Source organism: Kutzneria buriramensis, from assembly GCF_003387475.1.
GTDB classification, from domain to species: domain Bacteria; phylum Actinomycetota; class Actinomycetes; order Mycobacteriales; family Pseudonocardiaceae; genus Kutzneria; species Kutzneria buriramensis.
On record NZ_QUNO01000026.1, the window covers coordinates 1 to 26,572 of the forward strand.

Below are 26,572 nucleotides of genomic sequence, written 5' to 3' on the forward strand. Positions count from 1 at the left end.
GATCGTCGGTCTTCTGGTCGTCCCAGCTCTCGGGCAGGAACAGGCGCCAGTTCAGCGGGGCCGAGCAGGTGTCGGTGACGGCGTGCACGCTGACCTCGCAGGTACAGCCCGCCGTTGAGTCGCTGCTCCCGCCGCGAGAACGGCGCGAACACCTCACCGGCGAACTCCTCCAGGCGGTCACGCACAGCGTCCAACTCGGCGGGCATCACTCCAAGATCATCTCACAGGCCATCCCGAAGTAACAAAGTCCTACTAGTTGACTATGAGCGAAGTGCGTTGATCGCGATCTGCTTCAGGCCCTCTGCCCGCATCTGACCTGCGTCCAGATCGAGACGGTATGGACAACCGGCTGTGGGGTGCGGATCCACGCACGCACGAGCGAGACACCGGCACCCTGCCCGGGCTGCGGGATGGCATCGGGCCGGGTGCACAGCCGCTACGACCGGCACCTGTCCGACACCGCCACCGCAGGCCAGGAAGTGCTGATCCGATTGCAGGTCCGGCGGTTGTTCTGCGACAACCCCCACTGCGTCAAGAAGACGTTCGCCGAGCAGGTACCCGCGCTGACGAGCCGACACGCCCGGCGAAACCGCGATCTTACAACGGGTGCTGGCCGCGGTCGCGTTAGCCCTTGGTGGCCGTGCCGGTGCCCGACTGACACGGCACCTGGCCGCATCGGTCAGCCGGATGAGGCTGCTACGGATCCTGCGTGGCCTTCCCGACCCGCCACACCCCACTCCGAGGGTGCTCGGCGTGGACGACTTCGCCCTGCGCGGAGGTCACCACTACGGCACGCTGCTGGTCGACCTCGAGTCCCATAGCCCGATCGATGTGCTCACGACCGCACCGCGCCGACCTTGGCCGAGTGGCTGCACGTCCATCCCGGCGTCCAGATCGTCTGCCGCAACCGCGCCAGTGCCTACGCCGACGGCGCCCGCGACGGCGCACCGGACGCGACCCAGGTCACCGATCGCTGGCACATCTGAGCCAACCTGGCCGAGGCGGTCGAACGCACCGTGGCCCGACACCAGGACTGCCTGACCGCCGCCCTGACCGTCCAGACCGACGGCAACGCTGACGGCGACGAGGCTGACGACGACGGTCAGCCGATCCAGACGAGCACCCGCAGTCTCCGCCACCCGTTGCGCCGGCGGACCGGACGGATCGGTGGGCAGTTCGAGCGTGTGAACGGCACGCGGCCGTGCACGCAATGCTGGACCAAGGCATTGCGATCAGAGAGATCTGCCGACAACTCGGTCTCGCGCGAGGCAGAGTGTGCCGCTTCGCTCGCGCCGACACCGTTGAAGAGTTGTTGACCCACAACGGAACTGGGCGCCGGACGAGCATCCTAGAGCCGCTCAAACCCTACTTGCGCCAGCGCTGCAGCGAGGGCTGCACCAATGCCGCCGTGTTGTTCGTCGAGATCGCAGCACGCGGCTATCGCGGCGGCCACACCCTGGTGCGCCACTACCTACGACAGTTCCGCACCACCGCGGGCATCCCACGGCCCCCGCGCACACCGCCCTCGGTCCGTCACGTCGTCCGCTAGATCATGACAAACCCGCCGAACATGAACGGGACCGACCAACGGAGGCTGGACGCCATCCTCGCCACCAGCACCCAGCTGACCGCGTTGGCCGGCCACGTCCGCACCTTCGCCACCGTGCTATGTTCGCGACGCGGTCAGGAGCTGGAGGCGTGGATGACCACCGTCGACACCGATGACCACCAGCACTGCGGTCATTTGTTCGAGGGTTGCGCTGTAACCACGACTCGGTCAAAGCCGGGCTCACCCTGCGCTGGTGCAGCGGGATCGGCGAAGGCCGCGTGAACCGCCTGATTATGTGGAATCTGATCTGTCAAGGTCGTCGGCGGTGCCGGTGACAGCTGGCCCGCAGTCATTCGGGAGGTGGGGCGATGACCAAGGCGACCGCGTCGTGGGGGTTGTCGGATTCTGCGATGACGGGTCCGTCGGGCGAGCGCGCTCCACGGAATCTGAGCCAAAACCACATCACGCAGACAGAACTAGCCGCCGATCGTAGCGGCTGTGCACCCGACCGGCGCGGGGTGACCACATGTGGGGCAGGCTACCTCCCTGCCCGGGACCGCACCCACACGTACACGGCATCGGCCGCTCGCTCGATCCGCTCGATCACCACACTGCCGAGATGCGGAAGCGCCACGTCAACAACATGATCACCGCACGCTGAAGATGATCACACATCCGATCGACACCCGAACTACTTGATCACGCAAACTGGCCCAGAGTCCGTGAACACGGCAGGCGGCAGGCGACCACACGACACCCGACTTATTACCCAAAAATTTCGACAGTCTCACTACATGCGAACCGGCAGGCGACAGGTTAAGCTGACGGAGTCAACTCTTGCGAACGGAGAAATTGAGCGGTGAACAACATCGAACTGGCCGCCACTGCTGGGTTTGTGAATATGCAAACACTGGAGGTGGTCGAGCCGGTCTCGCCCACAGGATGTGCCTATATAGTAGTCGCGACAAAGGGTTTCGTTCAGGTGCTTGAAGGAGAAGCGGTTCGGTCCGTATGGCAATTCCCCGCCCGCGCCCGTCAAGGCTTTACTCATCAGTCGAATCTAACAGTCCCTACCGGTCGGCAGCTTGGTCAGGCGCTCTTCTCGGAGATGTCCGCCGACGCCCTGTGTGGCGCAATTGCCGGCGCCTAGTGAGGTGATCTCGCCAAGATTGGGTTGCCAAACACGAAGCGCTGATTCGAGGTGGCGGGGTAGGGAATCCCGCGCGAAGACGGACGGGGAGCCCTTGGTGGAAGTGCTCTCGTCAAAGATGATCTCCATGTCTCCAAGGAGTCCATGTGATCACGTATCGAGCCATGCTCGATGTCCCGCGCGCACTCGCCTAGTGAGGTTCACTTCGAACGGTGGACAGGGCTTACAAGGTTCAAGCAGCCGCTGGCGGTGATTTCCCATAGGCGTCGGGCTGAGCATGCCGATCGAGGAGTGTCGTCGCGCACTGTTGTAGAAAGTGCCAACTTGTCAACCGTGGCAATGAGTTTCGCCTTCGTAGCGTACACGCGCCAGTAGTACTCCTCGTGTTTGAACGTCGACCAGAACGACTCCGCCGGGCTGTTGTCCCAGCAGATCCCGGTCGCACCCATCGACCGCCGCAGCCCATGTCGGAAACACGCCCGCGCCGTCAGGTGCGCGGTGGACTCGCCGCCGCGGTCCGAATGCAGAATCGTGCCACGACGCCGGCCGCCTCGTGTCGCCACCGCGCCATGACGCTGTAGCCCAACACTTTTCGGGAATGACCGTCCCGGATTGCGCACAGGAACATCTCGCCCTCACCATCGCTGCAGGCGACAACAGAGTGCGCTACCGGAACGCGCGACCATGGTCAATACCAGATGGTGGCAGCATCGGGGTTGTCCTCAATATTCTAGTCGGTTTTCCAAAATTATCTGACTAGTATTTCAGTGCAATGGTGCATGTGCCCCGATGGGTGTCGCCGCTCGCCTTGTGTAGCATTAACTCGCCTCGTCTTCGTCGGCATAGCCATGAGGCTGTGGGGTGTGATTCAGTCTATTCAAAATAGAATTCGTTTGCCATTTTTGTTGAATCTTGGATGTAAGAATCTGCGCGCGAGACGTGTCCGTCCACGGGGGTGTAGGCCGGTAATCGGCTCCGACCTGGAAGTCTTGATCAAGGGCTCTTCATAGGCCCCCGCATCGTCCCAGGTCAGAGGTGTTCGGGTATGGGTACCGCGAAAGCGAGTTATAAAAATGGTTGAAGTAGCCGCTTTTGGTCATTTTTCCAACAAGTCGAAGTCTCTATTACCTTTGAGTATCACTGTGGCTAACAATCTGATTGCGTGTTTCGCGGAAATTGTTGCCGAGGCTGGCGTCAACACCGCTGTCAATCTTGCCGGCTTCTTTCGTGCTAATGCGCTGCGGACTGCGGCAAAGGCTGCGCATGGTGGCTTCGTGGGGGATTTCGAGGTTGACGGCAGCTATCTTACCGAGATTTCTGGCGCGTCAGTTGATGCCCTGGTCGCCATTCGGACTGGTGTGGCGTCCAGCTGAAAGCATCCGACTCTGGACCTCGCCCGGTTTAGCTGCGGGAGACCGGGTTGAGACTGCAGTAGTGGTACAGCCGTTGTCGTATTGGTACTCCAGCCGCACTTCGTAGTATTTGACCTGTCTGCGCTGGTAGTGGGGTTGGTGGGCGCGGTATTGATGCCGGCGGCGCCAGTGGGACCAGGCCCAGGTCACGACGTGGTTGAACGGCGTGGTGATCAGGTGTGCCAGCAGACGTTTGACCTCGCCCAATGTGACTGGGATGAGGCCGCTGCCAGGGCTTCTGGGGCGATCGCGGCGGTGACGGCGAGGTAGGTGTGCGCGAGCATCGCCAGGGTGATGTACCGGTACCAGGCGTCGTAGCGACGCACTTGGTAGTGGTCCAGGCCGACTTCGGTTTTGGCGGTCTGGAAAACAGTCCTCGATCGCCCATCGCGCCGCGGCCATCTGAATGAGGTCGTCATCGGTCGTTCCTGTTGGAGCGCAACACAAGTAGTAGGCGATCTCGTACTTGCCTTTACTGTTGGGGGTCAGTGAACGGCGAGCCGGCGGCCACCGTTCCCATCCGGGCGGGGTGGTGTCGGAGTAGGTCGGTAACTCCGCGACGGCCCAGTCGAACCTCCGTGGTCCTTTGGCTCCCTCACTACAGCTGCGGCGTTCCACGCCTGATCGGGTGCGTGGGCGACGAGCATGTCGGCGCGGGACGGGCCGGCCACCGCGGGGATGGTCTGACTGCTGGACACGGCCACGACGCAGCCGATGCGTTGGTCTTCCAGCCAACGGCGGAACTTTGAGTCCCCGCCGTAGGCTTCGTCGGCGGTGACCCACGTGGCGGGCACGCTGGCGTCCATAGCACGGGCGAGCATCTGTCGCGCCAGCACTGGCTGGGTCGCGAAATCGACCTCGTCAGGGCACCGCGGCCTTACGACAGCGGTCCCGATCGGCGATCCAGGACTTCGGCAGGCACAGTTCGCGGTCGATCGACGTGCGGCCTTTGCTTGTGGCGTAGGCGCAGAACACTCCGAGTCGGCAGTTCTCGATGCGGTCGGCGGTGCCGGAGTACTCACGTTGGACGCCGGCAGACTTGCAGCCCTTCTTCAGGAACCCGGTTTCGTCCACGATCAACACGCCGTCACGCTCGCCCAGGTGGCTGACCGCGATTAGGTGCGGACGTCATCCCGCACACCGTCGGCGTTCCAGACCGCCGCGTTGAGCAGGCGCTGCATGCCATCGGGAGTCAGGTCACCGGCCGCCTCGGCCAATGTCCACCCGTTCTTTCCGGCCAGCGGCGCCAGTAGGCCACGCACGTAGGCTCGTGTCCGCCGCCGGGGCTCCGCTCGCTGGAACCCCGCGCAACTTGCGCGAACAGATCGTCCAGTCCGGCCACCCACGCGGTCGGGTCACCATCCGTCGCGGCGGCGGTGCCGAAGTCCATCTTGGTGGTGTCCATGCAGTTGGCCAAGGTTCGGGTTGCGCGGATGATTGCCGACGTCGCGGACGCAGATCGGCAGCGGCTCAGCTGCGGGGACGGAGTTCGTGGCCCTCGGGTGTCGGACTGGACTGGACGGCGGTGGAGATCCGACCGCTGCGCCGGTGGGGGCAGGGGCACTGGTTGTTGGCCCGTCGCTCGGTCAGCGATCCGACCGACATCGCCTACTACGCGTGCTTCGGGCCTGTCGATACCAGCTTGGCGGAGCTGGTCCGAGTCGCGGGCAGCCGCTGGGCGATCGAGGAGTGTTTCCAGACGGCGAAGAACGAGACCGGCCTGGATCACTACCAAGTGCGGGGCTACCAGGCGTGGTGCCCTGCACAGCACGTTGTCGATGACGGCGCTGGCGTTCCTGGTGATCACACGGCCAACCCTTGAAAAGGGGGCTCAGCCGCAGGCGGCGGTCAGACCGTGATCCTGTTGTCGGTCAACGAGGTTCGCCGGTTATGGAATTGGGCCGTGGTCCGCGTTGTCCACACGGTCGATCACGTCCTGCACTGGTCACGGCGGCGGTTGGCGAGCCAGGCTCGCGCTCGCGCCAGCCACCACCGGAGACGAGATCACAACCTGTCGTTGTCGTACTAAGGTGCGAATGTGGGGTGTGCGTACCTGGGCGGCGATCGTGGGCAGGGTCACCCTGCTGGTGGGCATGCTCTTCGACGACGCCGGGCGACCCCAGCTGTTGGCCAGCGCGGTGCTCACCGTTGTGGTGACTGTTGTCGGCCTCGTCCGGCAGCGGCAATCGGCGCTGGCGCTCGACGAGTGAAGGCGCGCCCGGTAGAGGTCCGATGTGGACGGCCAGCGCCGTCGGGAACGAAGAGGGCTCTCGCGTCACTTGGATGGGGGGTGACACAGGTGACGCGAGAGCCCAGGATCCCCTCATGGTCCGGCTGGGACCGGTCGCCACGAGGGGAGCTCGTCATCCCAGCCGGCGCAGCGGTGGGAAGCTGTACGAGAACATGCTCGACACGTCGTCCCGGGTGGTAGCCAGGGTGGCGATCGGCCGCAGCTGCAGCTGCACGCCCGGTCCCCTACTGGTGTACAGCATGGGCGGGATGCGGCCTCCGTAGTCACTTGTGCAGAGCACGAGTTCGTCGTCGGCGTACACCTCGATGAACTCCCCGACAAGCAGCAGGCGCAACCGTGTCGGAACGGACCTCAGCTCGACGACCTCCCCGCCCCCTCCCGGCCGCCACAACTCCAGCGAGCGGTCCACGTAGCGCAGCTCCAAGCTCTGCCGTAGCGCGATTGACACCGGGCCTTTCGGCCTCACAGTGACGGTGCCGCTGGTCTGGCCGGAGAGGCATGCCGGCAGGAAATACGGGTCCAGGCCGGGCCACCAGCGCAACCTGGGTCGCGTCGGGTCACTCAGGTCGAGCAGCTTCGGCTGTGCGAGCATGCCTCGACATGGCTTCCCCTCGTCGGTGAGTCCGGTCCTGCGCTGCACAGTGTGCAGCAGCAGCAACTCGTCCCTCGGGCCACGGACCAGCCGTGGGGCGTACGGTCCGGGCGGGGCGATCGGCCCCAGCGGGTGCCACGGCCCACCCAGCTCGGGAGCGGTCCAGGCCCGGATCTGGTGCACAGGAGCGTGCGAGCCCAGCAGCAGCCAGCCCTGCGGGATCCGCTCCAGCACCGGGCACTCTAGCTCGTCGATCGTGCCTGGGCTCAGCATCGGCGGCTGGACCTCCCAGTTCACCAGATCATCGGATGTGGCCAGACCAACGCAGCCGGACACTCCGAGCGGCCTGCTCCGGTCGGACGCGCACACCGCCATCGCCCACCGCGTTCCCTCGCCGGGTACCACGAACGGATCCCGCCAGGCCATGCCGGGCTCGTCGACACGATACCAACGCGGGTCGGCCCGAACGATCGGGTCGGACCGCACCCGACGCCAGCCGGTGCCGTCGCGGCTGTCGGTGTGGGCGAGCCCGATTGCCTGTTCTGCCCAGGGGCGGGCGGTGACCCCGGTATAGGCCATCGCGGCTCCGGACGACAGGGGCACTGTGTGCATGGCCCAGACCCCGGAATCGTCGAAGTTGCCGGGTGACGCCACCCCGAAACAGGGGCCGAGGGGCTCCCAGTCGACCAGATTCAGACTCGAGGCGTGGCCGTAGGAGGTCTCCATGGTCTTCTCGTCGAAGGTCGCGGCCCACGGTCCCTGCACATGCAGCAGGTGGTATACGGAATCGATCGTGAGCAGCTCGAAGTCGTTGAGGAAAAGACCAGGGGGTGCGAAACGCATCCCGGCTCCAATCGGTGAAGTCATCCAATCCTATATCTGTCCGACCAGGTCGTGGAATCAGCGTTCTGCGGAAATCTCTGTTCTCAGCCCGCCGAATCGGTTGCCGACGCCGGGGCGACGTCGACAGCGGCCTCGCGCGCGGTCAGGGCGGTGCCCAGCACCTGCAGGCCGCGTGTCGACGTCGGGTCCTGCCCGGTGACATCCTCGATGCGTTGCAACCGGTAGTCCAGCGTGCTGCGATGGATCTCCAGGTCTGCTGCGGCCTTGGTCCTGTTTCCGTCAGCGGCGAGCAACGCCTGCAAGGTGGCCAGCATCTGGGGGCTGTTGGCCACCGGTTCGATTATCGAGACCGTGGGACTGACCACTGCCGGTTGCGCCAGCACCGCGTATTCGACCAACACGTCGCTGAGCCGATAGCAGCCTGGGGCGCGGCCGAACGCGAGCGCGGAGGCGACTACGTCCACGGCCTCGGCGCGGGCCTGTGGCAATTGTTCGGTGGGTGCCCAGCACACACCTGCCCATGAGGGTGAAGGCAGTTGTTTGTGCAGTTCGGCGCAGTGTCGCATGGCGGAGACGCCGTCGGTGGCCGGCACCAGCAGGTAGCCGCCGGCCGGACAGAGGGCAGACAGGACGTCGTCAGAGAGTGGCCCGACGGGGTGGCTGTCGACCGTATGGCCGGTCGGCGCGGTCGTCCGGTAGGCCAGGACGGCGTAGGCGAGGGCGATCGCGCCCGTCGCCGCGGGGGCGGGGCGGCCGTGTAGCAGCTCAACCGCGGTCGGATGCAGTTTGGTGGCCCGGGCGCCGCGCGCTTCCTGGTATCCGAGGAGCAGCTCACGCGTCAATCGATTGCCGGTCTCGGTGAGTGATCGCAGCCGCCGGGCGATCAGTTCGGGCTTGCCATGGACGGCGCGGGTGAGCGTGGCGGCGGCCTGCTCTTCGACCTTGTCCAGCAGGTCCAGGAGCGGATCGAGTGGCCATCGCCGCAGCGCCCAACTGAGGCCGAGGGTACGCAGCGCGGCCTCGTCGCTGGGGTCCCACTCCGCGCTCGCGCCACTGTCCACCTGAGAGCAGTAGACCGCGATCGCCACCTTGACGGTTTCTCGAGCCTTTCGGTGCTGTTCTTCGGTCAGACCGCCGAATTCCTTGACGACGTGCGACCAGATGCTTATTCGATGCTGGTCGGCGTGGACGGACCCAGGTGCAGTCATTACTCGTGAATTTCCTTCACGTGTGACCGGTGCCTTCACGGTTCGCTCCATTTGGTATTATCTGCTTGGTCGTAGTGTAATCGGGGTGCCAGGCAGATTTGCATGTTCGTTGGGTCACTGTGCTGATTGTCGGCGAATTTCGGAAGGTGTTTCACTTTTTTTCAAAGATGCTTGGTGGGGTTGTGTTGCTCTGGTCGGGTGAACCTCTGGGGCTACTCTGATGGTGGTCGATTATTCGGTTGGGGAAGGGCGGTGACAGTCGTGTCAGACGAGATCAAGGCACACCAGGTCCGGTGTCGCGACGCTGCCGGCCGGCAGCGGTCGAGCAGTGTGGTGCGGTTGCCCGACGGGCGGGTGGGCATCGGTGTGCCGGCCGGGGAGTGGGCCGAGCCGGAACCGGGCGACGCAGCCGCGTTCGCCATGGCGGTCGGGAGCGCCGGCATCGGCGCAGTCCCGTTCGCCATGGCCGCGAGCGGGAACAGTTCCGTGACACGGCTGAGGAAACCTGCCTGAGGCAGTCAGTTCGGCATCCCGACCGGGCTGCCGCTGCTGGCCCGCACGACCAGTTCGGTCGGCACCACGACGTCCCGCGGTGTGGTCGACCGCCCGCGCAACTCGTCCAGCAGCACCCGCACGGCCTCGCTGCCCTGCTCCACCACTGGCTGGGCGACGGTGGTCAGGTCCAGCGCGGCCGCCAGCTCGTGATTGTCGAAACCCACGAGTGACACATCCTCGGGAACGGTCCGGCGTCTCCGTCGCAACGTCCGCAGCGCGCCGTAAGCCATCTCATCGGACAGCGCGAATACCGCGGTGGGCGGCGAGTCGCCGTCCAACAGCGTGTTCATCGCCGCCTCGCCGCCGGCCACCGTGAACCCGCCCACGGCCTGCCACTGAGGCAGCGGCGTGATGCCGGCAGCGTGCAGCGCACTCAGGTAGCCCTGCTTTCGCTGTCGCGGAGTCGTGAACCCGAACGGCGCGGGATCGTCGTCACAGATCAGCCCAATGCGCTCGTGTCCCAGCCGAATCAGGTAGTCGACCGCATGCGCCGACGCCGTGAAGTCCTCTATTCGCACCGAGGAGAAGCCGGCCACCCGCGTGCCGACGAACACCACCGGCACCCCCAGGCTCCGCACCGCGGCGAGCTCCCGCTTGGTCAGCGGCAGGCAGAGTACGATCATCGCGTCGACCCTGCGCCGCATCGACATCTGCTCGAACAAGCGGGTGCGGCTCTCGGCATCGCCGATTCCGTACAGCACCAGATCCAGCCCTTCATCGCGCAGCACGCGCTCGATCCCGGTGATGACCGTGCCGAAGAACCATCGGGAGGTGAACGGCGCCACCACGCCGACCGAGTTGGTGAGGCCGGAAGCCAGGCTGGACGCGTTGAACGGCAACACGTATCCCAGCTCGGCGGCGGCTGACTCGACCCGAGCCCTGGTCTCCGCGGTCACCGAGGAAAGTCCGCGCAGCGCTCTCGACACCGTCGCCGTCGAGACGTTCGCATATCGAGCGACGTCACGGATCGAGACCATCAGTGCTTCCCGGTGTGCTCGTGGCTTGTGTGCTCACTAGTGGTTGGCCACGGAAGGAAGGGCGGCGCGTTCCATGTCCACAGTGCAGATGGTCAACGCGGCGCCGAGCACCTGCAACCCGCGCGGCGTCGTCGGGGAATGACCGGTCATCGCCTCGATGCGGCTCAGGCGGTAGTCCAGTGTGCTCCGATGCACCACGAGCAGTCGAGCCGCCTGGCTGCGGTTGCTGTCGGCCTCCAGCAAGGCTTTCAACGTCGTCCGCAGCACGTGGTTGGCCACCACCGGTCGGCCGATGCGGATCAGCTCGTCGCGAAGCCTGTCCTGCCGGGACGCCGCGTATTCGACGAGGAAGTCGGCAACACGGTATGTCCCCGGGGGGCTCGCGGTGGCTATCGCGATGGCGACGGCCTCTGCGGCCTCCTCGCCGGTGGCGGCAAGCGTGGCGCGCTGTCCCCACGCCACCCCGCACCACAGCGCGTCCGTGGTCAGGCCACGCAGTTGCCTGGCCACGTCGGTCGCGACCTCGACGCGGGCCGCTGGGCCCACCAGGTAGCCGCCGACGCCCTGCAGGAGAGCGGCGTAAGTCGACCATGCCGACGTCGCCAGCATCCGCCGCAGCTGGGTGATCGTGTCGGAGGACTTGGCCCGGACGGCCACCACGGCGTAGGAATCGGCCAGTCGCTGAGGCAGGTCTTCGGGCACCTCGGCGCCGGACAGGAGCTTGCGCACCAGCTGTTCGTCACTCCAGCTCTCGGCCGCCGGTCTGTCGCCGAGCCACCCGCTCAGGAATCCACTCAGCAGCGATCTCGTCAGCCGGTGCCCGCTCGCCATCATCTGCTTGAGCCGGCCGGTCAAGTCGGCGAGCGCCGGCGCGGCGACGAGCGTGACCTCGTCCATCACTCGGACAGTGAGGTCGCCGAGCACGCCGACCAGCGCGTCGATCGACACTCCGGTGACGGCCGCGCTGACTCCCAGCCTGTGCAGGTCGGGCCGTGGTTGGGGGACACCTTCGGCCACCGCGACCAGATGGGCGGTGACGATCCGCAGCAACGGCTCGAGATCGGCGAACCTACGGGCGGCCGGGGACGCGGCGGTCAGTGCTCGATCGGCCAGGACCGACGTGTCGAGGGAGTCGGCGAGCACGCGCGCGTCGTCGGGGCGGACGGCCTCACGACTCAGATCCGTACCCATCACTGGACCAGTCCTCCCGCCGTTAAGGGGTTATTTCGCGCCCACGCGAATGTGTTTTGCAGTGAACCACCGGCCGTGTGGTCGCTGCAAGCGTTACATCGAGATCTCCGCCGCAGGTCGTTCCTTGCGGCGAGGAACTTTCTCCGATTTTTGTGGAGTCGGCGCCCGTTGCGGACTTGTGGAAATCTTTGAACAGTTTTCTCTGCTTGTTCGGATAGTCCGGGGGCTAATTTGGTCATGATGGTGGATGTCTCTATAGTGTCCCTCTTGTAAAGTCTATGTCTGGGCAGTGGTTGGGCCATTGTGGGAAATAGAAATAGCTACAGTCAGAGGGGACAGTAGATGGGTAAGAACAGTGCGGTCTCGTTCTTCGCAAACGGTCCTGCGGGCGCCGCCGTTCGGCCGCTCGACCTCACCGACTCGGTCGCGCCCGCGTCGTGCTTCTGGGCCGCGGCCAACGGTGCGGCGCTCGGCGTGATCACCGTCGCTATCTGTGAGAAGGCGGTCGAGTATGTCACGGCGCATTTTGTGCATGGAAACTTCTCGACGGACCATGCTCCGGAGATCGACGGAATGGTGGTGAGCCTGTCAGGTGACGAGCTCATCGCCCTGCTCGATAACGTGTCGTCGAACCTGCGGTGACGCACTGCGCACGTCTCATGTGTTGAATTGAATTTCCTGGACATGGCAAGTCTGTGTTGTTCACCTCGGCGGACGTGTCGCATTCGCCCACGTCACGTTGAGCGGCGTTCTCTGACGCTGCTGTGACATTTTCCTTCGAGACAAAGGTAAAACTGATGAACGCTATCGAGATGTTCGCCAACGGTCCGTCCGGCGGAGAGGTCCGCCCGCTCGCAGTGGTGGAGGCGGCGTTGCCCACCTCGTGCTTCTGGGCGGCCCTCGCTGGCGGCGCGTTCGGCGTGCTCGCTCAGGCTGCTGTGAACAGGTACGTCGCGGCGCACTACGGCTCCCACCTCACCGCGGAGAGCCCCGTGGCCTCCAGCGCCGTGTCCGTAGCTCTATCCGGCGACCAACTGTTGGCCCTGGCCAGTGGTCACACCGCCTGACCGGCAACGCTGTTCACGGCGCAGGGGTGGGAGCACGCAACGCGTGACTCCACCCCTGCGCCGTGCTCGGGCCGGAATCCGGCGGCTCTCGTCCATGGTCAGCGTGTGGCCGGCCAGGCCCGCCGTCAGCGCCTGAAGTCCCCTGGTTCGTGACCGGTGATCTTGGGGATCCGGTCGGGCCGGTTCTGTAACCGATTCGGAGACGGCGCCCCGAATCGGTGGCCATTCGGGCAGCACGACCGGCTGAGGTTGTCGACAGGAATACCGTCGGGGAATGGCCGATGAGTTCAGCCAACGCCAGCCCGGCGTGGCAGACCACCGCGGGAATGCCCGCGGACGCGGCTTGCCGGATGGTCTCGGCTTGCTCGGTGGCGTCGAAGCCGCACAGCATGATGCCCAATGGCCACAAGGCGATGGCCTGGTACAAAGCCTGCGTGCGTCCTTGGCATTGCCCATGCCGTCCAGGATCGTGACGTGCCACGCCGCCGCGACCACCGCCTTGCCGACGCTGCTGACACCGTAGTTGGTCAGGTCGGCCGCGACGTGCGTGACAGTGCCGCCCCGGCGCTGAGCTCGCGGTCCCCTGGGAGAGGTGAGAACCCCGCGGCGTTGTTGAGACCTTCGGCCACCCGCTGCCGGGCGTCCGTGAGGATGTCCTTAACGCCGGGCGGAACCGTCATGTCGACGGCGGCCACCGGAGTGTGGTCGCTCAGCGCCGCGTCGATCGGGCCGGTGCACGCGGATCCCAGCAGGGCGACGGCGACGGCCGTGACGACCCAGCGCTTCACGGCTCGACCGAGAGCTGTCGGGCGCGAGCCGCTCGCTTGTGGCTGGCGAGGCTGGCGATGACGATGGCCGCGACCAATGTGAGTCCGGTGAACAGTGGCTCCAGGTAGAACTGACCGGGAAGCACCTGCTGCAGGCCGGAGATGCCGATCATGGTAGCCGTGACACCGGTCAGCGTTCCCCAGGCGTTGACCCGGCCGGGACGGATGGTCGTGGAGCCGATCAGGGCCGCGGCCAGTGCGGGCAGCAGGAAGCCCGGGCCGATGTCGGCCTGGGCTATGCCGGCCTGACGGGCGGCGAGCAGGATGCCGCCGAGCGCGGACAGCACACCGGCGGCCATCATCGAGCCGACCACGTAGTGCCGGCAGCGAATGCCTGTCGACTCGGCGCCGTGGCGATTAGAGCCGACCACGTACAGGTAGCGGCCGACAGGGAAGAACTCCAGTACGACCCAGACCACGACGGTAAGGGCGACGGCGAGCACGAACGGACCGGCGACCGGCCCAATCGACCAGTCGACCAGCCCGTGGAGATAGGCGGATTGCTGGCTGCCGGGGTCGACCAGCTGTCGGCCGCCGGTGCGCCAGTAGCTGATCGCGAAGATCAGCTGGCCGGTGGCGAGGGTGGCGACGAAGGCGTCGACCTTGGCCAACTCGATCAGCAGGGCGTTGGCCAGTCCAACGACGGCGCCGCCGACCAGTACCAGTGGAATCGCCAGCCAGCAGTCGATGCCGTCGATCTGCAGCGACACCGCCATCACCTGCCACAGGCCCAGCGCGTAGCCCGCGGACATGTCGATCTTCCCGGCCACCATCGGTACGGTCACCGCGAGCGCCATGACCAGCGGCACGGCGTTGCCGGCCGTGATCAGTCGGAGATTGAGCGGCGTCGGGAAGGTGCGCGGGCACAGCACCGCGAACAGCACGAACAGTGCCAGGGTGGCCAGGACCATGCCGTAGACGACGAGCACACGGCGGGAACGCGACGTGCCCTTACGAGGCTCGAGCGCGGTCGACCGCACCGAGGTGTCGTTGGACAAGGCTGCCTCCTCGATATGCGGGACTTTTTCCTACGACTGCGCGGGGACGAGGTAACCGACACCGCGGATCGTCCTGATCAGGCGCTGCTCAGTGTCGGCGAGTTTGCGGCGCAGGTAGTAGATGTAGGTCTCGATGTTGCCGTAGTCGTGGGTGCGGTTGTGACCCCAGACCGCCAGCTGCAGGTCCGCCTTGGCGACCGGCCGACCGGCGTGCGTGATCAGGTGGTTGAGCAGCTTGTACTCGGTCCCGCTCAGTTCGACCGTCCGGTCGTCCAACATTGCCTGTTGGGTCAGCGGATCCAGTTGGATGCCGGCCGCGTGCGGCGGTCCGACCTGAGTCGTGGCGAACACCGGACCGCGCCGTAACAGGATCCGCACCCGGGCGACCAGTTCGTTGATGTTGAACGGTTTGGTGACGTAGTCGTCGGCGCCGACGGAGAGACCGCGAACCTTGTCCTCGTCGTTGTGGCGAGCGGTGAGGAACAACACCGGCGCGGCCAACCCGGCCTGGCGCAACCGATCGTACAGCGTGAATCCGTCGCTGTCGGGCAGGGTCAGGTCCAGCAGGACGGCGTCAGGGCGGTGTCGTGTGACGTGGTCGATGGCCTGACGCGCCGTGGACGCGACGGTGACGTCGAAGCCGCGGAAGCGAAACGCTGTGGACAGCAGGGCGGCGATGCTGACCTCGTCATCGACCACGAGCAGTTGGATCCGCGTTGTGGTGGGGGTCATTGACCCATTAGAACAGTTGGTCGGGGACTTCCATACGTGCCAATTCCTTGTGAGGCAGGGGAAACCGCATCGACACGAAAGACTTCCGCGCATGGCGGGCATGGCGTACGGGAGGGCGAGCGAGGCCGTCACATCGATCTGAGTGATAATCATTTTCATCTAACGTCTGGTCGTTCTGGGGCACGGCGAGAGGGCGGGATGGACGACAGTGCGACCGATCCGGACGGGTGATCCTGAGGTGAACCGGAGTCGGCCGCCCGACGGCAGGCCGATCTGGCTGTCGGCGGCGCCGACCTGGACTCGCTCTACCGGCTCATCCGCGAACTCGACCGTGTGGCATGGCTGACGATGGCCCACGCCCTGCGTTGCTCCGGCCTGTTCGCCGGTGACGGCGACGAGTACGACCTCGATCAGATCTACCGATTCATAGGTGCCGCGCCACCAGGGATCGTCTGCCGTTGGTGGCGATCGCCTGGTGGGAAGGGAATACCGGTGTCTACGGTGGACTGACCGAGGCCTCCGCGGCGGCGATCGATGGCGTGCTCGCCGGCCTCGACACCATAGCCGCCGGTCTTGAGCAGGGCCTTGGCATGGCAAGGTTCTTCCGCGCGTCGGCCTCCTACCTGCCGGAATTGCTGCGGGACGCCGTGTCGTTGCAGGCGCTGCTGTTCGCCGACGGCGATTCGGACGTCGTCCATGACGTCTGCCAGCGCAACCTGTCCAGCCGCAATGCGAACGCGGTCGCAGCGGTGGTGATCGCGGAGTTCGCCGATTCACGGCCGGAGTTGCGGGTCGTCGAGCTCGGCTCCGGCATCGGCGGCACGACCGTGGTGGTGATCGATGCCCTGCAAGGCAAGCAAGTCGATTACCTGCTCACCGACCTGACCAGGTCCTTCCTGACTTCGCACGGGCGACAGTCGGGCACTTGCCTTGGTTGCGGCGTGGACTGCTGGACGTCAACCGCGAATGCACCGAGCAGGGACACCGTCCGAGCACAGCCAATGTCCTGCACACAGCCCACCACACCACCGGGGCTCTGTCCAGAATCAGGGACCTCGTCGGCCCCAGCGGCTGGGTGATGTTCCTTGAAGGCAGCGTCGAGCACTACCAGTTGATGACGTCGGGGCAGTTCCTGATGTCACCGCCGGCGCAGCACGCGGACCGCGACTTCGCGGACTTCCGCCGCGGCGCCGACAGTGTCTTTCCCCAGCCGGGACGAGTGGTTGGAGGCCTTGCGCGCGGCCGCGGACGCGGTCGGTGCCTGCGCCGGCGCCGCGATCTCCGCCCACCCGGTGACCAATCTCGCCCACCGATTCGACCCGCTGGGTGGCGCTGATCCGGCCGTCAGCCCGCACCTGCACACCGGCAACGTCGCCGACTACCGCATGTTCCCTCATGGACATGGCTACCTCCATGTCCCGACGGCCCGTTCTCCGCCGACGGACACACCCCCCGTACAGCGCGAACGCCCGAGGCGTGGTGTTCACTCAAGGAGCCGGAGTCGTTGCTGAGCTGGCTATCGGACGTACTCGCCGACGGCGACCAGGTGCGCGCGGTGTTTATGAGCCTCGGCGGTCGGCAACGACGGTGCCGGGCGCGCCGGCTTCACCGCGCTCCCTCCGCGCTCGGCCAGGCCCGCACCAACGCCGAGCCGCTGGCCGTCGCCGACGTCGAACCACGCCGGTGTCCTCTATGGAGTGTGACGGCACCGGAACAGCGCTGGGGTACCTGATCGAGGTGTAGGCGCTCAAGTGGGCGTTCGGGCCGGCGGATCGCCCTGGTGCGGTTGGCTCGCTCAAGGGCAACGTCGGGCACGCCGACTCGGCCGCCGGCGTCGCCGGCCGGATCAAGGCCGTGCAGGCGCTGGAACCCCGCACCCTGCCGGCCACGCCCCACCTTTACCGGCCAAACCCGCAGCTGAGCCTGGTTGGATCGGCGTTCCGGCTGGTGGACGCGCTTCAGGAGTGGCGGTCGGACGGGCTCCACATCGCTGGTGTCAGCTCGTTCGGCATCGGCGGTACCAACTGCCACGTCGTTGTCAGGCAGGCGCCGGAGCTGCCGGCGGCCACTGTCGAAGCCGGGCGGCAGCCTCGCGCCCGTTCGACCCGGGCCACCAGGAAGGCTACCGGGATCGAGCCAACCGTGTTGCCGTGCAACGGTTTGACGTCGGACGAGTACTCGCAACCGGAGTCGCGCACAGCCGACCGACACACCACAAGGTGGGGACCAAACATCGACGAAAAGCTTAAAAGACAAGCTTAGAAAGCTGAAACCGCACGTGGTTTGCTGTCCGGCAGATCTCCTTCGGCGGCGATGAGTCGTAAGTCTGACTGTATTAGCCTCGCCGCGCAGGCTCGCACGAGCGGTGCGAATCGGTAGCGGAAGGGCTTGAGCGCCGAATCCGCCGTGACCGCTTCGACATCGGCGAGCTGGAACTCGACCAAGGTTTCCAACGTCAACTCAGCGGAGCGGCGGTCAACGCCCAGGATGTCGGCGGCCTGGCTGACGCTGATGGGGGCGGTATTGCGGACCAGGCTAAGGAAGGCAGCACCGTGACCGGCCGGGAGTGCACGGCAGGTTAGTTCCACACCGTGCAATACGTCCATCTGAGCGCTGACGAGTTCGTCAGGCCAGTCGTCCTCGTTGCGCAGACGTTCTACAAGGTGGCCAATTGACCAATGTGGACGGACCGCCAGTCGGCCGCCACACGCGACCAGGGCAGCTGGGAGTGCGCTGAACATGTGGATCAATTGGCGGGCGGCATCTAGTTCACGGCGCAGGCGTCCCCAGCCGATGATGCTGCTCAGCAGCTCCAGGGCTTCATGTTCGGTCAGCCTCGGCAGCTCCACATGGAGACCGACGGCGCGTTGGGACAGTCGAGTGCGGGTTCCGATGATGGCGGCTCCGCCGCTACCCTGGGGGATGAGCTGAGTCAGTTCGCCCTCGCTGACGACATTGTCGAGCACGACCAGGACACGGCGCCGGTCGGTCCAGTTGTGGAACAGCCGGGCGCGTGCGTCCGCGCCGTTGGGCAGCGCGCCGTTGGGCAGCCCGCCGGTAGGCCCGAAGATGGCGTGCAAGAAGCTGTCCAGCGCCTGCTCAGGAGTGATCTTGGCAAGGTCAGCGTGGAACTGGCCGTGCGGAAAACGGGCGCGCACGGCGTGGGCGGAGTGGACGCAGAAGGCGGTCTTGCCCGCGCCCGGCGGCCCCACGACGGTGACTACGGCGGGGGCGTTGGTGGTGCGGTTGGCAAGGTGGTGCTCAACAGCCGCCCTTGCGTCCGTGCGACCGATGAAGGCGGGCACATCCGGGGGCAGCTGAGCGGGTGATTCCAGCAGAGCGGAAGTGTGGATTGCACCGGTGGTGGCGACCGCCTGGTCAAGATTGCCCACAAGCAGCGCGCGCTGGGCGCTTTGCAGTTGTGGGCCAGGCTCCAGGCCGAGGCTCTCGATCAAGGCAGTGCGGATTCGTTGGAAAACCTTCAGGGCCTCGCCGCGGCGGCCGGCGCGGTGCAGAGCGGTGATGAGCTTGGCGTGGAGGCCCTCGTGGACGGGGTGCTCCCGGACGAGGGCGCCAAGTGTGGTGATGACCTCTCCGTGGCGGCCGAGCATGAGCTGGATGTCCGTGTGCTGTTCTATAGCCGCGATGCGAATTTCCTCCAGCCGCCGGACGTGCCCTTCGAGCTCGGGGCCGGGGCTCACGTCGCTCAGGGCTCGGCCGCGCCAGAGGGCCAGCGCATCGCGCAGAGTAACGGCGGCGACCTCCAGCTTGCCGTGGTCGAACTCGGCCTGGCCCCGGTCGACCAGTTCGGTGAACAGCCAGGCGTCCACAGCGTCATCGGGCAACGTGAGGGTGTAACCGATGTTCCGGGTGTGCAGGATCGTGGCCGTGCCGTCGGCGGGTACGCCCACGGCCAGGAGCTTGCGTAAATGGGACATGTGGGTCTGGAGTGTGCCTATGGCCTTCTCTGGAGGGGTCGTACCCCAGAGTTCTGTGATCAACTGTCCGATGTGAACGACCTGGTTGACATTGATCGCCAGTAGAGCAAACGCCTGTCGAAGCTTGCCCTGGGACAGAGTGACCGGTATCTCACCACGGGTCACCTCGAACTGGCCGAGCACACGGATCTGCATGGGCGCACCTCCCGGGTCCCAGGGATCCTAGGTGCACTCGAATGCCCGCAAGAGCGGATTCCGACCAATTAGGGAATTTGTCAGCGTGAGTCGGGATGCGACGTCCGCGACCCTGTTGTTCGTCCATGGGCAGGGTGACGGGGGCTGATATCGTATCGGGTCGGCCAGCTTCAGGTAGTCGTGGTGACCTGCATAGTTCGGAAAACAAGTTCTTGTTTCGCGCATGGTACTCGTCGTTGCGGCGGGATATCCTGTCCAGATCGAACCGGGCGGATGAATGGTGGTATTCCGATGGGACTCGACGTCGAACCACTCAGCCGTCGCGCACTGAACATGCTCCGCGCGGTAGCCGCCGGACGCGGCCGGTTGACCCTGAGCTGTGAGCTCGACCTCTACGTGGATGGGCTTCCTTGCTGCGACCAGATTACGGCGAGGTCCCTGACGCGCGCGGGGCTGATTGCCCCGGGCCAGCCAGGGCGGTTGGGGGAGAGCGTACCGGCGGTACTCACTCCCGATGGCAGCGCGGCCGTCGCCGACGCCCGGCTGTCCGTCGCCAGCTGAATCAGCCGAGTTCGAGCAACTCTGTCACAGTCATCGGATCTATTGACCAGTCGTCTCGCCGCAGGGCAATGGGCAGGTCGCCAACGAAGCCGAACGCGACGTGGGCGGCACGTCTGATATAGAAACCTGCTTTCGCTGTGACCATGATGGTCTACAGGTCCGTGCACGCTACGAATGTGTATGTGCTGGTGATCTGCAGTGGGCGAAGGTGGTTTGCTTATCCGTCTCGGCCAAGGCTGCGACTCGTTCTGCGAGGGGCCGGCGTGCGTAGGCTTGAATGTCGTTCATGCTGCGTTATTTCGCCAGTCGTCAGTGTTTGCACGGAGTATCTTGCCGTTGCGGGTCTGTGGCGTCGAACATCCGAGTGTTTCGCGATGCGGAGGCGTCTGCGCGCATCGAAGGTATTTCGTGCACAGCGCGTACCGTGAAGTTCGGAAATCGTTCCGAAGTCGTCCCAATGTATGAGGTGTTCCAGGCATGAACCTCTATGCTTCCGGCATCACGCCGAGCCCCTGATGGGTCCGGCCTCCAGTCCTGTCGAAGGTGCGCCCGATGGAAGTCCACCACGAGATGGTCTATGCGGCCCTGTTCTCCAAACTACGCCCCTCGGGCGAGGACTCATCACGGATTGTGCTGGCAGAGCTCTGCTACGACAGCGGCGATCCGTACGCGGTCACAGTCGATCTCGACTGCGGATCGAACGTGCGCTGGCTGATCGGACGGGATCTGCTCGTGGACGGGATGTTCTCGCCGGTCGGCGAGGGGAACGTGCGGGTGTCACCGGCTGGCAGTAGACAGGTAATCGTGCTTGCGTTGTCCTCGCCGGATGGCGAGGCCGTGCTGGAGGTCGCGGCTGTGGCGCTCGGCGCGTTCCTCGCCGGCACATTCGAATGCGTCGCCGCAGGCGAGGAGAGCGCGTTCATCGACTTTGATACTGAAATCGCGAAGCTGCGCGGATACTGAACGGAAGTCGCGGTTGGCATTGTGATATATGAAGGCCGGGCCCAGAACGTGCCGGTACCTGTGCCCGTGAGAAGGGCCGTAAGCCCCTCGTCGCCAACCGAGGCACAGTGTCGAGGTGTACCTGTCAAAGTTCTGGCCGCCCAACCGAAAAAAACACATGTGTGGTGTGTGCCATGGTTCGTGGCACACACCACACATGAATTAGCTCACCCGACCTGGCCTGTTCGCGCGGGTTCCGAGCGACACCAGGATGTCCTTTCCGTGACCTGATTCTGCGTCACTCGGAAGTGATTTCCTGGCCGACCCAAAGATCGGGCGTTCAGGATGTCGTCAGACAGCTGGCGAGATCGTGGACCGACATTCCTGCCGCATCGTGCTGCAAACGACTCAACGGGCTATCAACAATGCGTCGTCCGCCGACACCGATAACGGCGGCAAGCCTCTCCAGTGCATTCGCTCCGCCGATAACCACACACTTGGTTCCCTGAACCCATACCGCACCGCACAGTAGCGGAGTCGAGGCTACGCGGATGTCGAGCGAAACAAGAAAGCCCCCCTCGGCAACGGTACCTGCGTTCGCCAAGCGTTCAATTTCGTTCATGGCAGTCAAGCTACCATCAGTTTAGTCGACGGAAATCCACCGATCGATCGATTCGCGATTCTTTCAATGCAGTGCGGAATTTTCTCACGAGGTTCGCGAGTGGCCATGGCGTGCGGTGTTGTGGGCTGCGGACACCGCGGGACCCCCAGACATGCGCTGTCGGATTGTCTGAGCGCGAGGCTCCTCCGGGCCGCCCGGTAGTACCAGGGCTCCCCACCCACCTTCGGAGGTCTCGGTTCTGCGGCCTGGTACCTGACCGTCCCAACCGCGTGGGCTTCTTCGGCGTTCAGCACAACAATCTTGGCGAGATCACCTCAGTGTGACGGCCATTCAACCCGCTGTAGTTCGTCGATGTGATGGTTAGAATTTCAAGGAAAATTGTAAGAAGATTTCTTCATCAGGCTTGTGGATTCTTTGCGATAGGGGGAGTGCTACTGTTCGTCGCGGTGTCATTCTACTCCTGAAGGGTATGAGAATGAATCTTGTCGAAACCATCGCCGACAAGCGGATGCCGGCCACTGGCGGCGGTGAGTTGGCGCCGCTCGAACTGGCGACCGTGCTAGACCCAGTGGGCTGTGGGCTGGGTATCGGGGCAGTGTTCGCGGCCATGGAGAGGGCGTTGGCTATGGGGCGAACCGACCTCGCCGAACACCTCGCGCATGAGCTGGCACTGGCCCGCACATTCGGCAGTGTGCATCACTATGCTGAGTCACTCGCCGGCCTGGCTGGCTCGTTCGGCGACCAGTCGGTCACCGACCTGACGGCGCTCTGGACGTCGTTGCGCTGATGTTGACGTGAGGGCGGGCGGCCTAGCCGACATTCAGGCAACTTGGTGCTCCTATCAGACCGGCATCGACCAAGTAGGTGTTTGATCGGCTATGTCGCCACCTCGTCTCCGCGTAGCAGGTTCGGTTGTTTGTGGGGCTTGATCGTCGGTGTGGGATGATCTTGGTGCGCAGGCCGGTCAGGAGCGTCCGTCGTCTGAGGAGCTCGCCGGCCTGGTCGGCAGTCTCAAACTGCATTGCACGAGCCGGGCGGTAGCAGATGACCGCGCAGTCCAACCGGGCGAACGCCGTGAAGTGGACGGCCTTGCACTCGTAGCGGCGGGCCGGCCGACGGAAGCAGGATACCCGCTACAGGGTCCGCTCGATCACGTACCGATGGCGACCCAGGCACTTGGCCGACTCGATACCCGGCGGGCGATCCGGGCGATGATGCCCCGCCGACTCATCGCCTTTCGGCAGGGCGGATAGTCGTCGCCCTTGTCCGCGCGCACCTTGCGCGGCCGCCCGGTCGGTTCCTTGACTGGGGCGACGGCATCGACCACCGTCGCCAACTCCAGATGATCGTTGCGGTTGGCCGCAGAAGTGACCACGGCCAACGGCGGCGGCTCCGGTCGCTGATCGCGTGGATTTTCGAGCCGGGCTTGCCTCGATCGACCGGGCTGGAGCCGGTCAGGTCCCCCCTTGACCGCACGGACGTGCACGTTGTCCACCGATGCCGCGACCAGTCGATCGCCCCGGCCGAGCCGAGCAGATCCAACAGCCTCTCGTGCAGGTGGGTGAACGCCTCCGGCTCGACCCACTCGGTGAACCCGACGGTGCGCGGTGGCACGACTGACCCCGAACGAGGACGGCAGCGCGTCCCAGGCGCACCGGTCCGCAGCACTTACAGGATGGCGGCCAGCACCGCAGGCGGCGCCGGCCGCCGCCCTGGTGGCGTTGCGGCGCATCGGGCAGCAGCGAGTGTGCCAGCAGCCACACCGACTCCCGGTACCCCTTCTCCACGGCGTCCATAAGCGATCAACGCTATCGCCTGCCCCGCAACGCGCCCAAATGAGATGTGGTCTTAACCGCGAACGTTGATCAGCGCGTCGACTGAAACCGGTTCGGCACCGCAGAGATCGACAAGGCTGTCGCTTCCATGGAACAGGCCGATGGTCGCCTGCATGGCCGCCCACTGGCGATCCGTCTGCGCGAAACGGGCGGCGGCGCGCTGGTCAGCGGCGACGGCGATTTGTGCCATCTTGTCGACCCCGATACTCGTCACGCAACTGACCGGCGTAACCAGATTACGCAGCTCAAGGGGTCGTGGCGCGCCGTCGAGACAGGCCTGTCGGATCGCTGCCAGTTCTACAGTGTTCATGTCAGCAAAGTTGTAGACGACCACAACATCGTCAAGCTCAGCGGCAGAATATCCGAAAAACATGGAAACGAGTGCGCTATCGACGCGCGATTCTCGGAACTTGCTTGCGTGTTCACGCCACACGTCGCAGGATGGGCTGACCAGGCTGCCAATAGCGGTATCGGCCATCGGAGCGTGAAGGTTCACTGTGGACGGAGTGCGCGACGCGATCGCGCTCGAATCGGTCACCGTGACGTTCGGCGGCGGATACACCGCAGTCGCGGACATCACTTTCGCTGTGCCCGCCGGGAGTTTCGTCTCGGTAGTGGGCCCCACTGGCTGCGGCAAATCCACCGTCCTGAACTGCGTCGCCGGTCTTTGCGCGCCCACAACGGGCCAGGTGCTCGTCGCGGACCGGCCGCTACGCGGTCTCAACCGCGCGGCAGGGTATCTGTTCCAACAGGACACCCTGCTTCCCTGGAAGTCCGTCCAGGACAACATCGCGCTGGGACTGCAGATCAATGGTGTCGGTCAGAAGGAACGCGCCCGCCTGAGCACGGAGTGGGCCGCCAGGGTCGGGCTCGAGGGCTTCACGAACAGCTATCCGCACGAGCTGTCCGGCGGTATGCGCAAACGGACCGCGCTGGCCCAGGTGTGGATCACCGAGCCGGACATCCTGCTGATGGACGAGCCGTTCGGCGCGCTCGACGTGCAAACCCGGCAGATCATGCACAGCGAGTTGCTCCGGCTGTGGACCGGAAGCGGCAAGACTGTACTGTTCGTCACCCACGACCTCGACGAAGCCGTCACACTGTCCGACGAGGTCATCGTGCTCTCGGCCGGGCCTGCCAGCCATGTCCTTGGACGCTATCCGGTCGGCCTGCCCAGGCCACGCGATCCGATCGACACCAGGATGTCGACGGAGTACGGCGAGATCTACCAGTCGATCTGGTCCGCCCTACGTGCCGAGGTGCTCCGAGGTTATGCGTAGACTGCTCATTCCACTGGTCCAAATCGGACTCGTCTTGGCCGTCCTGGCCAACTGGGAGTTCGGCGGCTACGACGAGTTCTTCTTCAGCAAGCCCAGCTCGGTCCTCGGCCGAATCGAGCAATGGCTCGCCGACGGCACGATGTGGGCAGACCTGGGCGTGACGCTCACCGAAGCCGGTCTGGCGCTGCTGATCGGCACGGCGGCGGGGCTGGTCGTCGGGCTCGCACTTGGACGTGTCAAGTTCCTGGGAGCGGTGTTCAGCCCCTTCATCAAGGCTCTCAACGCCCTGCCCAGGGTCGTGCTCGCTCCCCTGTTCCTGTTGTGGTTCGGACTCGGCGTGTGGTCGAAGGTGGCGTTCGGTGTGACGCTGGTCTTCTTCGTCGTCTTCCTGAACACCTACCAGGGAGTGCGCCAGGTCCGGCGCGCACTGGTCGACAACGCCAGGATGCTGGGCGCCACCGAGACCCAACTGGTCCGGCACGTGATGTTGCCCAGCGCACTGAGCTGGATCTTCGCCAGTTTGCATCTCAGCGTCGGCTTCGCCCTGGTCGGCGCGGTGGTCGGCGAGTACCTCGGCGCCGCCGCCGGAATGGGCTACCTCATCTCCCAGGCCCAGGGAACGTTGGACACCACCGGTGTGTTCGCCGGCATCGCCGTCCTGACGGTCGTGGTGCTGCTGGTCGACTTCGGCGTGGGGCTGGTCGAACGAGAGCTGTTGCGTTGGAAACCGGAGGAACAATGAAACGTCTGCTGACCGTGGCGCTCGCGGCGCTGGTGCTCACCGGTTGCGCCCAGCAGTCGAACCCACTCGAAAGCGACACCAAGGTCACGATCGGTATCGGCGGCCAGCCGCTGCTGGTGTACCTGCCCACGACGCTGGCCGACCGGCTCGGCTACTACCGCGACGAGGGATTGCAGGTGAATCTGCAGGACCTCAAGAGCGGGTCGAACGCCGTGCAGGCCGTCCAGGGCGGCAGCGTGGACGTGGCCAGCGGGTACTACGACCACACGGTGCAACTACAGGCCAAGGGCCGGCGGGTTACCTCGTTCGTCACCATGGGCCGGCTGCCGTCCGTCGCGCTGGTCGTCTCTCCCCACAGCAGCAGGAAGATCACTTCGATCTCGGATCTGAAGGGGGCCAACGTCGGGGTGACCGCACCGGGCTCGTCCACCGACTTCTTTCTCAAGTACCTGCTGGTCAAGCACGGCATGGCCGCCTCGGACGCGCATACCCTCGCGGTGGGCGGCGATGCCAGCGCGGTCGCCGCCATGCAGCAGGGCAAGGTCGACGCCGCGGTGATGGTCGACCCGTCGATCAGCCTGCTCCAGAAGCGGGCCGGCGAGCTGCGGATCCTCGCCGACGCGCGAACCAGCGCGGGCGTCAAGCAGGAGTTCGGCGTGGATAGCTACCCCGGCTCGGTCTTCTACGCCAGCCAGGACTGGTTGGCGCACAATGGAGACACCAGCCGCAAGCTCGCCAAGGCTGTGGTCCGGGCGCTGCAGTGGATCCATCAGCACTCCGCCACCGAGATCGCTCAGGCCATGCCGGCCGAATACGCGGGGGGCGACCCGGGCGTCTACGTCACGGCGATCGACCGGGCCAAGGAATCCTTCAGCGCTGACGGGGTCATGCCCGCCGACGGCGCCAAGGCCGCCTACACCGTGCTCTCCGAATTCAACTCCGAGGTGGCCAAGGCGAAGATCGACCTGTCCAGCACCTACTCCAACGACTACCTCCCGGCCCGGTAGTAGAAGAAGCCCGAAGCCACCCAACCGGTGGCTTCGGGCTTCCATCACTGTAGGTCATCCGACGTCAGGAGAAGGACGACCGATTCCCAGCAGCTCGA

27 protein-coding genes and 4 pseudogenes are annotated in these 26,572 nt (G+C 65.2%); 17 read left to right on the plus strand and 14 right to left on the minus strand.

Annotated elements, in window-relative coordinates:
* A pseudogene (locus BCF44_RS59355) lies at positions 1–100 on the minus strand (transposase); the annotation flags it as partial.
* 256 nt (positions 101–356) lie between these two features.
* On the opposite strand from BCF44_RS59355, the gene BCF44_RS59360 reads away from it, so the two are divergent.
* From BCF44_RS59360 to BCF44_RS55000, 4 genes are all read left to right on the plus strand, one after another.
* A complete protein-coding gene (locus tag BCF44_RS59360) occupies positions 357–821 on the plus strand; it encodes a transposase family protein (protein WP_379799339.1) in 465 nt (154 codons plus the stop codon).
* Between the two features lie 36 nt (positions 822–857).
* The gene (locus BCF44_RS58850; protein WP_281283250.1) at positions 858–986 is read left to right on the plus strand and encodes a hypothetical protein; all 129 of its coding nucleotides are present in this window, start codon (positions 858–860) and stop codon (positions 984–986) included.
* 1,422 nt (positions 987–2,408) lie between these two features.
* The gene (locus BCF44_RS54995) at positions 2,409–2,699 is read left to right on the plus strand and encodes a hypothetical protein (protein WP_147328953.1); all 291 of its coding nucleotides are present in this window, start codon (positions 2,409–2,411) and stop codon (positions 2,697–2,699) included.
* A 1,073-nt stretch (positions 2,700–3,772) separates the two neighbouring features.
* Complete coding sequence (locus BCF44_RS55000) at positions 3,773–4,072, plus strand: hypothetical protein (protein ID WP_147328954.1); 300 nt, start codon at positions 3,773–3,775, stop codon at positions 4,070–4,072.
* 293 nt (positions 4,073–4,365) lie between these two features.
* Here the strand turns inward: BCF44_RS55000 and BCF44_RS48425 are convergent.
* A pseudogene (locus BCF44_RS48425) lies at positions 4,366–5,501 on the minus strand (IS701 family transposase); the annotation flags it as partial.
* Here BCF44_RS48425 and BCF44_RS59365 point away from each other — a divergent pair.
* Both BCF44_RS59365 and BCF44_RS56190 read left to right on the plus strand, forming a co-directional pair.
* Positions 5,485–5,970 (plus strand): annotated as a pseudogene (locus tag BCF44_RS59365) (IS701 family transposase); the annotation flags it as partial. The pseudogenes BCF44_RS48425 and BCF44_RS59365 sit on opposite strands and share 17 nt — an antisense overlap.
* Positions 5,971–6,147: 177 nt before the next feature.
* Positions 6,148–6,321 carry a hypothetical protein gene (locus BCF44_RS56190; protein WP_170218156.1) on the plus strand — a complete coding sequence of 58 codons (174 nt, stop codon included), beginning with the start codon at positions 6,148–6,150 and terminating at the stop codon, positions 6,319–6,321.
* Between the two features lie 153 nt (positions 6,322–6,474).
* Here BCF44_RS56190 and BCF44_RS48435 read toward each other — a convergent pair whose 3' ends face one another.
* Complete coding sequence (locus BCF44_RS48435) at positions 6,475–7,797, minus strand: glycoside hydrolase family protein (RefSeq protein WP_116181355.1); 1,323 nt, start codon at positions 7,795–7,797, stop codon at positions 6,475–6,477.
* A gap of 83 nt (positions 7,798–7,880) precedes the next feature.
* Entirely contained in the window at positions 7,881–9,005 is a 1,125-nt protein-coding gene (locus BCF44_RS48440; RefSeq protein WP_147328955.1) for a helix-turn-helix domain-containing protein, read from the minus strand.
* Positions 9,006–9,257: 252 nt separating this feature from the next.
* On the opposite strand from BCF44_RS48440, the gene BCF44_RS48445 reads away from it, so the two are divergent.
* Positions 9,258–9,518, plus strand: a complete 261-nt coding sequence (locus tag BCF44_RS48445; protein ID WP_147328956.1) for a hypothetical protein — start codon at positions 9,258–9,260, stop codon at positions 9,516–9,518.
* Positions 9,519–9,523: 5 nt separating this feature from the next.
* Here BCF44_RS48445 and BCF44_RS48450 read toward each other — a convergent pair whose 3' ends face one another.
* Both BCF44_RS48450 and BCF44_RS48455 read right to left on the minus strand, forming a co-directional pair.
* The gene (locus BCF44_RS48450; protein WP_116181358.1) at positions 9,524–10,537 is read right to left on the minus strand and encodes a LacI family DNA-binding transcriptional regulator; all 1,014 of its coding nucleotides are present in this window, start codon (positions 10,535–10,537) and stop codon (positions 9,524–9,526) included.
* A 36-nt stretch (positions 10,538–10,573) separates the two neighbouring features.
* A complete protein-coding gene (locus BCF44_RS48455) occupies positions 10,574–11,728 on the minus strand; it encodes a helix-turn-helix domain-containing protein (protein WP_116181359.1) in 1,155 nt (384 codons plus the stop codon).
* 342 nt (positions 11,729–12,070) lie between these two features.
* Between BCF44_RS48455 and BCF44_RS48460 the strand changes: the two genes are divergently transcribed.
* From BCF44_RS48460 to BCF44_RS55005, 3 genes are all read left to right on the plus strand, one after another.
* Positions 12,071–12,370 carry a hypothetical protein gene (locus BCF44_RS48460; RefSeq protein WP_116181360.1) on the plus strand — a complete coding sequence of 100 codons (300 nt, stop codon included), beginning with the start codon at positions 12,071–12,073 and terminating at the stop codon, positions 12,368–12,370.
* Positions 12,371–12,525: 155 nt separating this feature from the next.
* Positions 12,526–12,795 carry a hypothetical protein gene (locus BCF44_RS48465; protein WP_116181361.1) on the plus strand — a complete coding sequence of 90 codons (270 nt, stop codon included), beginning with the start codon at positions 12,526–12,528 and terminating at the stop codon, positions 12,793–12,795.
* 274 nt (positions 12,796–13,069) lie between these two features.
* A complete protein-coding gene (locus BCF44_RS55005) occupies positions 13,070–13,318 on the plus strand; it encodes a hypothetical protein (RefSeq protein ID WP_147328957.1) in 249 nt (82 codons plus the stop codon).
* Positions 13,319–13,322: 4 nt separating this feature from the next.
* Here BCF44_RS55005 and BCF44_RS48470 read toward each other — a convergent pair whose 3' ends face one another.
* The 3 genes from BCF44_RS48470 to BCF44_RS48480 are packed head-to-tail and all read right to left on the minus strand — an operon-like array spanning position 13,323 to position 15,352.
* Positions 13,323–13,583 carry a hypothetical protein gene (locus BCF44_RS48470; protein ID WP_116181362.1) on the minus strand — a complete coding sequence of 87 codons (261 nt, stop codon included), beginning with the start codon at positions 13,581–13,583 and terminating at the stop codon, positions 13,323–13,325.
* Entirely contained in the window at positions 13,580–14,620 is a 1,041-nt protein-coding gene (locus BCF44_RS48475) for an ABC transporter permease (protein WP_211353584.1), read from the minus strand. The genes BCF44_RS48470 and BCF44_RS48475 overlap by 4 nt, the downstream gene beginning before the upstream one ends.
* 30 nt (positions 14,621–14,650) lie before the next feature.
* The gene (locus BCF44_RS48480; RefSeq protein ID WP_170218157.1) at positions 14,651–15,352 is read right to left on the minus strand and encodes a response regulator transcription factor; all 702 of its coding nucleotides are present in this window, start codon (positions 15,350–15,352) and stop codon (positions 14,651–14,653) included.
* A gap of 458 nt (positions 15,353–15,810) precedes the next feature.
* On the opposite strand from BCF44_RS48480, the gene BCF44_RS48485 reads away from it, so the two are divergent.
* Positions 15,811–16,431 (plus strand): hypothetical protein, encoded by a 621-nt coding sequence (locus BCF44_RS48485; protein WP_147328958.1) that lies wholly within the window; start codon positions 15,811–15,813, stop codon positions 16,429–16,431.
* A 59-nt stretch (positions 16,432–16,490) separates the two neighbouring features.
* Here the strand turns inward: BCF44_RS48485 and BCF44_RS56195 are convergent, their stop codons facing one another.
* Entirely contained in the window at positions 16,491–16,652 is a 162-nt protein-coding gene (locus tag BCF44_RS56195) for a hypothetical protein (RefSeq protein ID WP_170218158.1), read from the minus strand.
* Positions 16,653–17,107: 455 nt separating this feature from the next.
* Here BCF44_RS56195 and BCF44_RS59375 point away from each other — a divergent pair.
* Positions 17,108–17,614: pseudogene (locus BCF44_RS59375) on the plus strand (ketoacyl-synthetase C-terminal extension domain-containing protein); the annotation flags it as partial.
* Here the strand turns inward: BCF44_RS59375 and BCF44_RS48495 are convergent.
* Positions 17,611–19,485, minus strand: coding sequence for an AfsR/SARP family transcriptional regulator (locus BCF44_RS48495; protein ID WP_116181366.1), 1,875 nt, complete (start codon positions 19,483–19,485; stop codon positions 17,611–17,613). The pseudogene BCF44_RS59375 and the gene BCF44_RS48495 overlap by 4 nt on opposite strands.
* A 1,113-nt stretch (positions 19,486–20,598) precedes the next feature.
* Here BCF44_RS48495 and BCF44_RS48505 point away from each other — a divergent pair.
* A complete protein-coding gene (locus BCF44_RS48505; protein ID WP_116181368.1) occupies positions 20,599–21,009 on the plus strand; it encodes an SsgA family sporulation/cell division regulator in 411 nt (136 codons plus the stop codon).
* 319 nt (positions 21,010–21,328) lie between these two features.
* Here BCF44_RS48505 and BCF44_RS55010 read toward each other — a convergent pair whose 3' ends face one another.
* Complete coding sequence (locus BCF44_RS55010) at positions 21,329–21,610, minus strand: hypothetical protein (RefSeq protein WP_147328959.1); 282 nt, start codon at positions 21,608–21,610, stop codon at positions 21,329–21,331.
* Positions 21,611–22,085: 475 nt separating this feature from the next.
* On the opposite strand from BCF44_RS55010, the gene BCF44_RS48510 reads away from it, so the two are divergent.
* Entirely contained in the window at positions 22,086–22,397 is a 312-nt protein-coding gene (locus BCF44_RS48510) for a hypothetical protein (RefSeq protein WP_147328960.1), read from the plus strand.
* 363 nt (positions 22,398–22,760) lie between these two features.
* On the opposite strand, the gene BCF44_RS48515 is transcribed toward BCF44_RS48510, so the two are convergent.
* Together BCF44_RS48515 and BCF44_RS55015 are read right to left on the minus strand one after the other, a co-directional pair.
* On the minus strand, positions 22,761–22,991 hold the full coding sequence (locus BCF44_RS48515; protein WP_116181370.1) for a hypothetical protein: 231 nt from the start codon (positions 22,989–22,991) through the stop codon (positions 22,761–22,763).
* 467 nt (positions 22,992–23,458) lie between these two features.
* Positions 23,459–23,923 (minus strand): hypothetical protein, encoded by a 465-nt coding sequence (locus BCF44_RS55015; protein ID WP_147328961.1) that lies wholly within the window; start codon positions 23,921–23,923, stop codon positions 23,459–23,461.
* A gap of 28 nt (positions 23,924–23,951) precedes the next feature.
* Between BCF44_RS55015 and BCF44_RS48520 the strand changes: the two genes are divergently transcribed.
* Genes BCF44_RS48520 through BCF44_RS48530 form a run of 3 tightly spaced genes read left to right on the plus strand, consistent with a single transcriptional unit; the run spans position 23,952 to position 26,474 of the window.
* On the plus strand, positions 23,952–24,725 hold the full coding sequence (locus tag BCF44_RS48520) for an ABC transporter ATP-binding protein (RefSeq protein ID WP_116181371.1): 774 nt from the start codon (positions 23,952–23,954) through the stop codon (positions 24,723–24,725).
* Complete coding sequence (locus BCF44_RS48525) at positions 24,718–25,467, plus strand: ABC transporter permease (protein ID WP_116181372.1); 750 nt, start codon at positions 24,718–24,720, stop codon at positions 25,465–25,467. Before BCF44_RS48520 ends, BCF44_RS48525 begins: the two co-directional genes overlap by 8 nt.
* On the plus strand, positions 25,464–26,474 hold the full coding sequence (locus tag BCF44_RS48530; protein ID WP_116181373.1) for an ABC transporter substrate-binding protein: 1,011 nt from the start codon (positions 25,464–25,466) through the stop codon (positions 26,472–26,474). The genes BCF44_RS48525 and BCF44_RS48530 overlap by 4 nt, the downstream gene beginning before the upstream one ends.
* Positions 26,475–26,572: the final 98 nt, after the last annotated feature.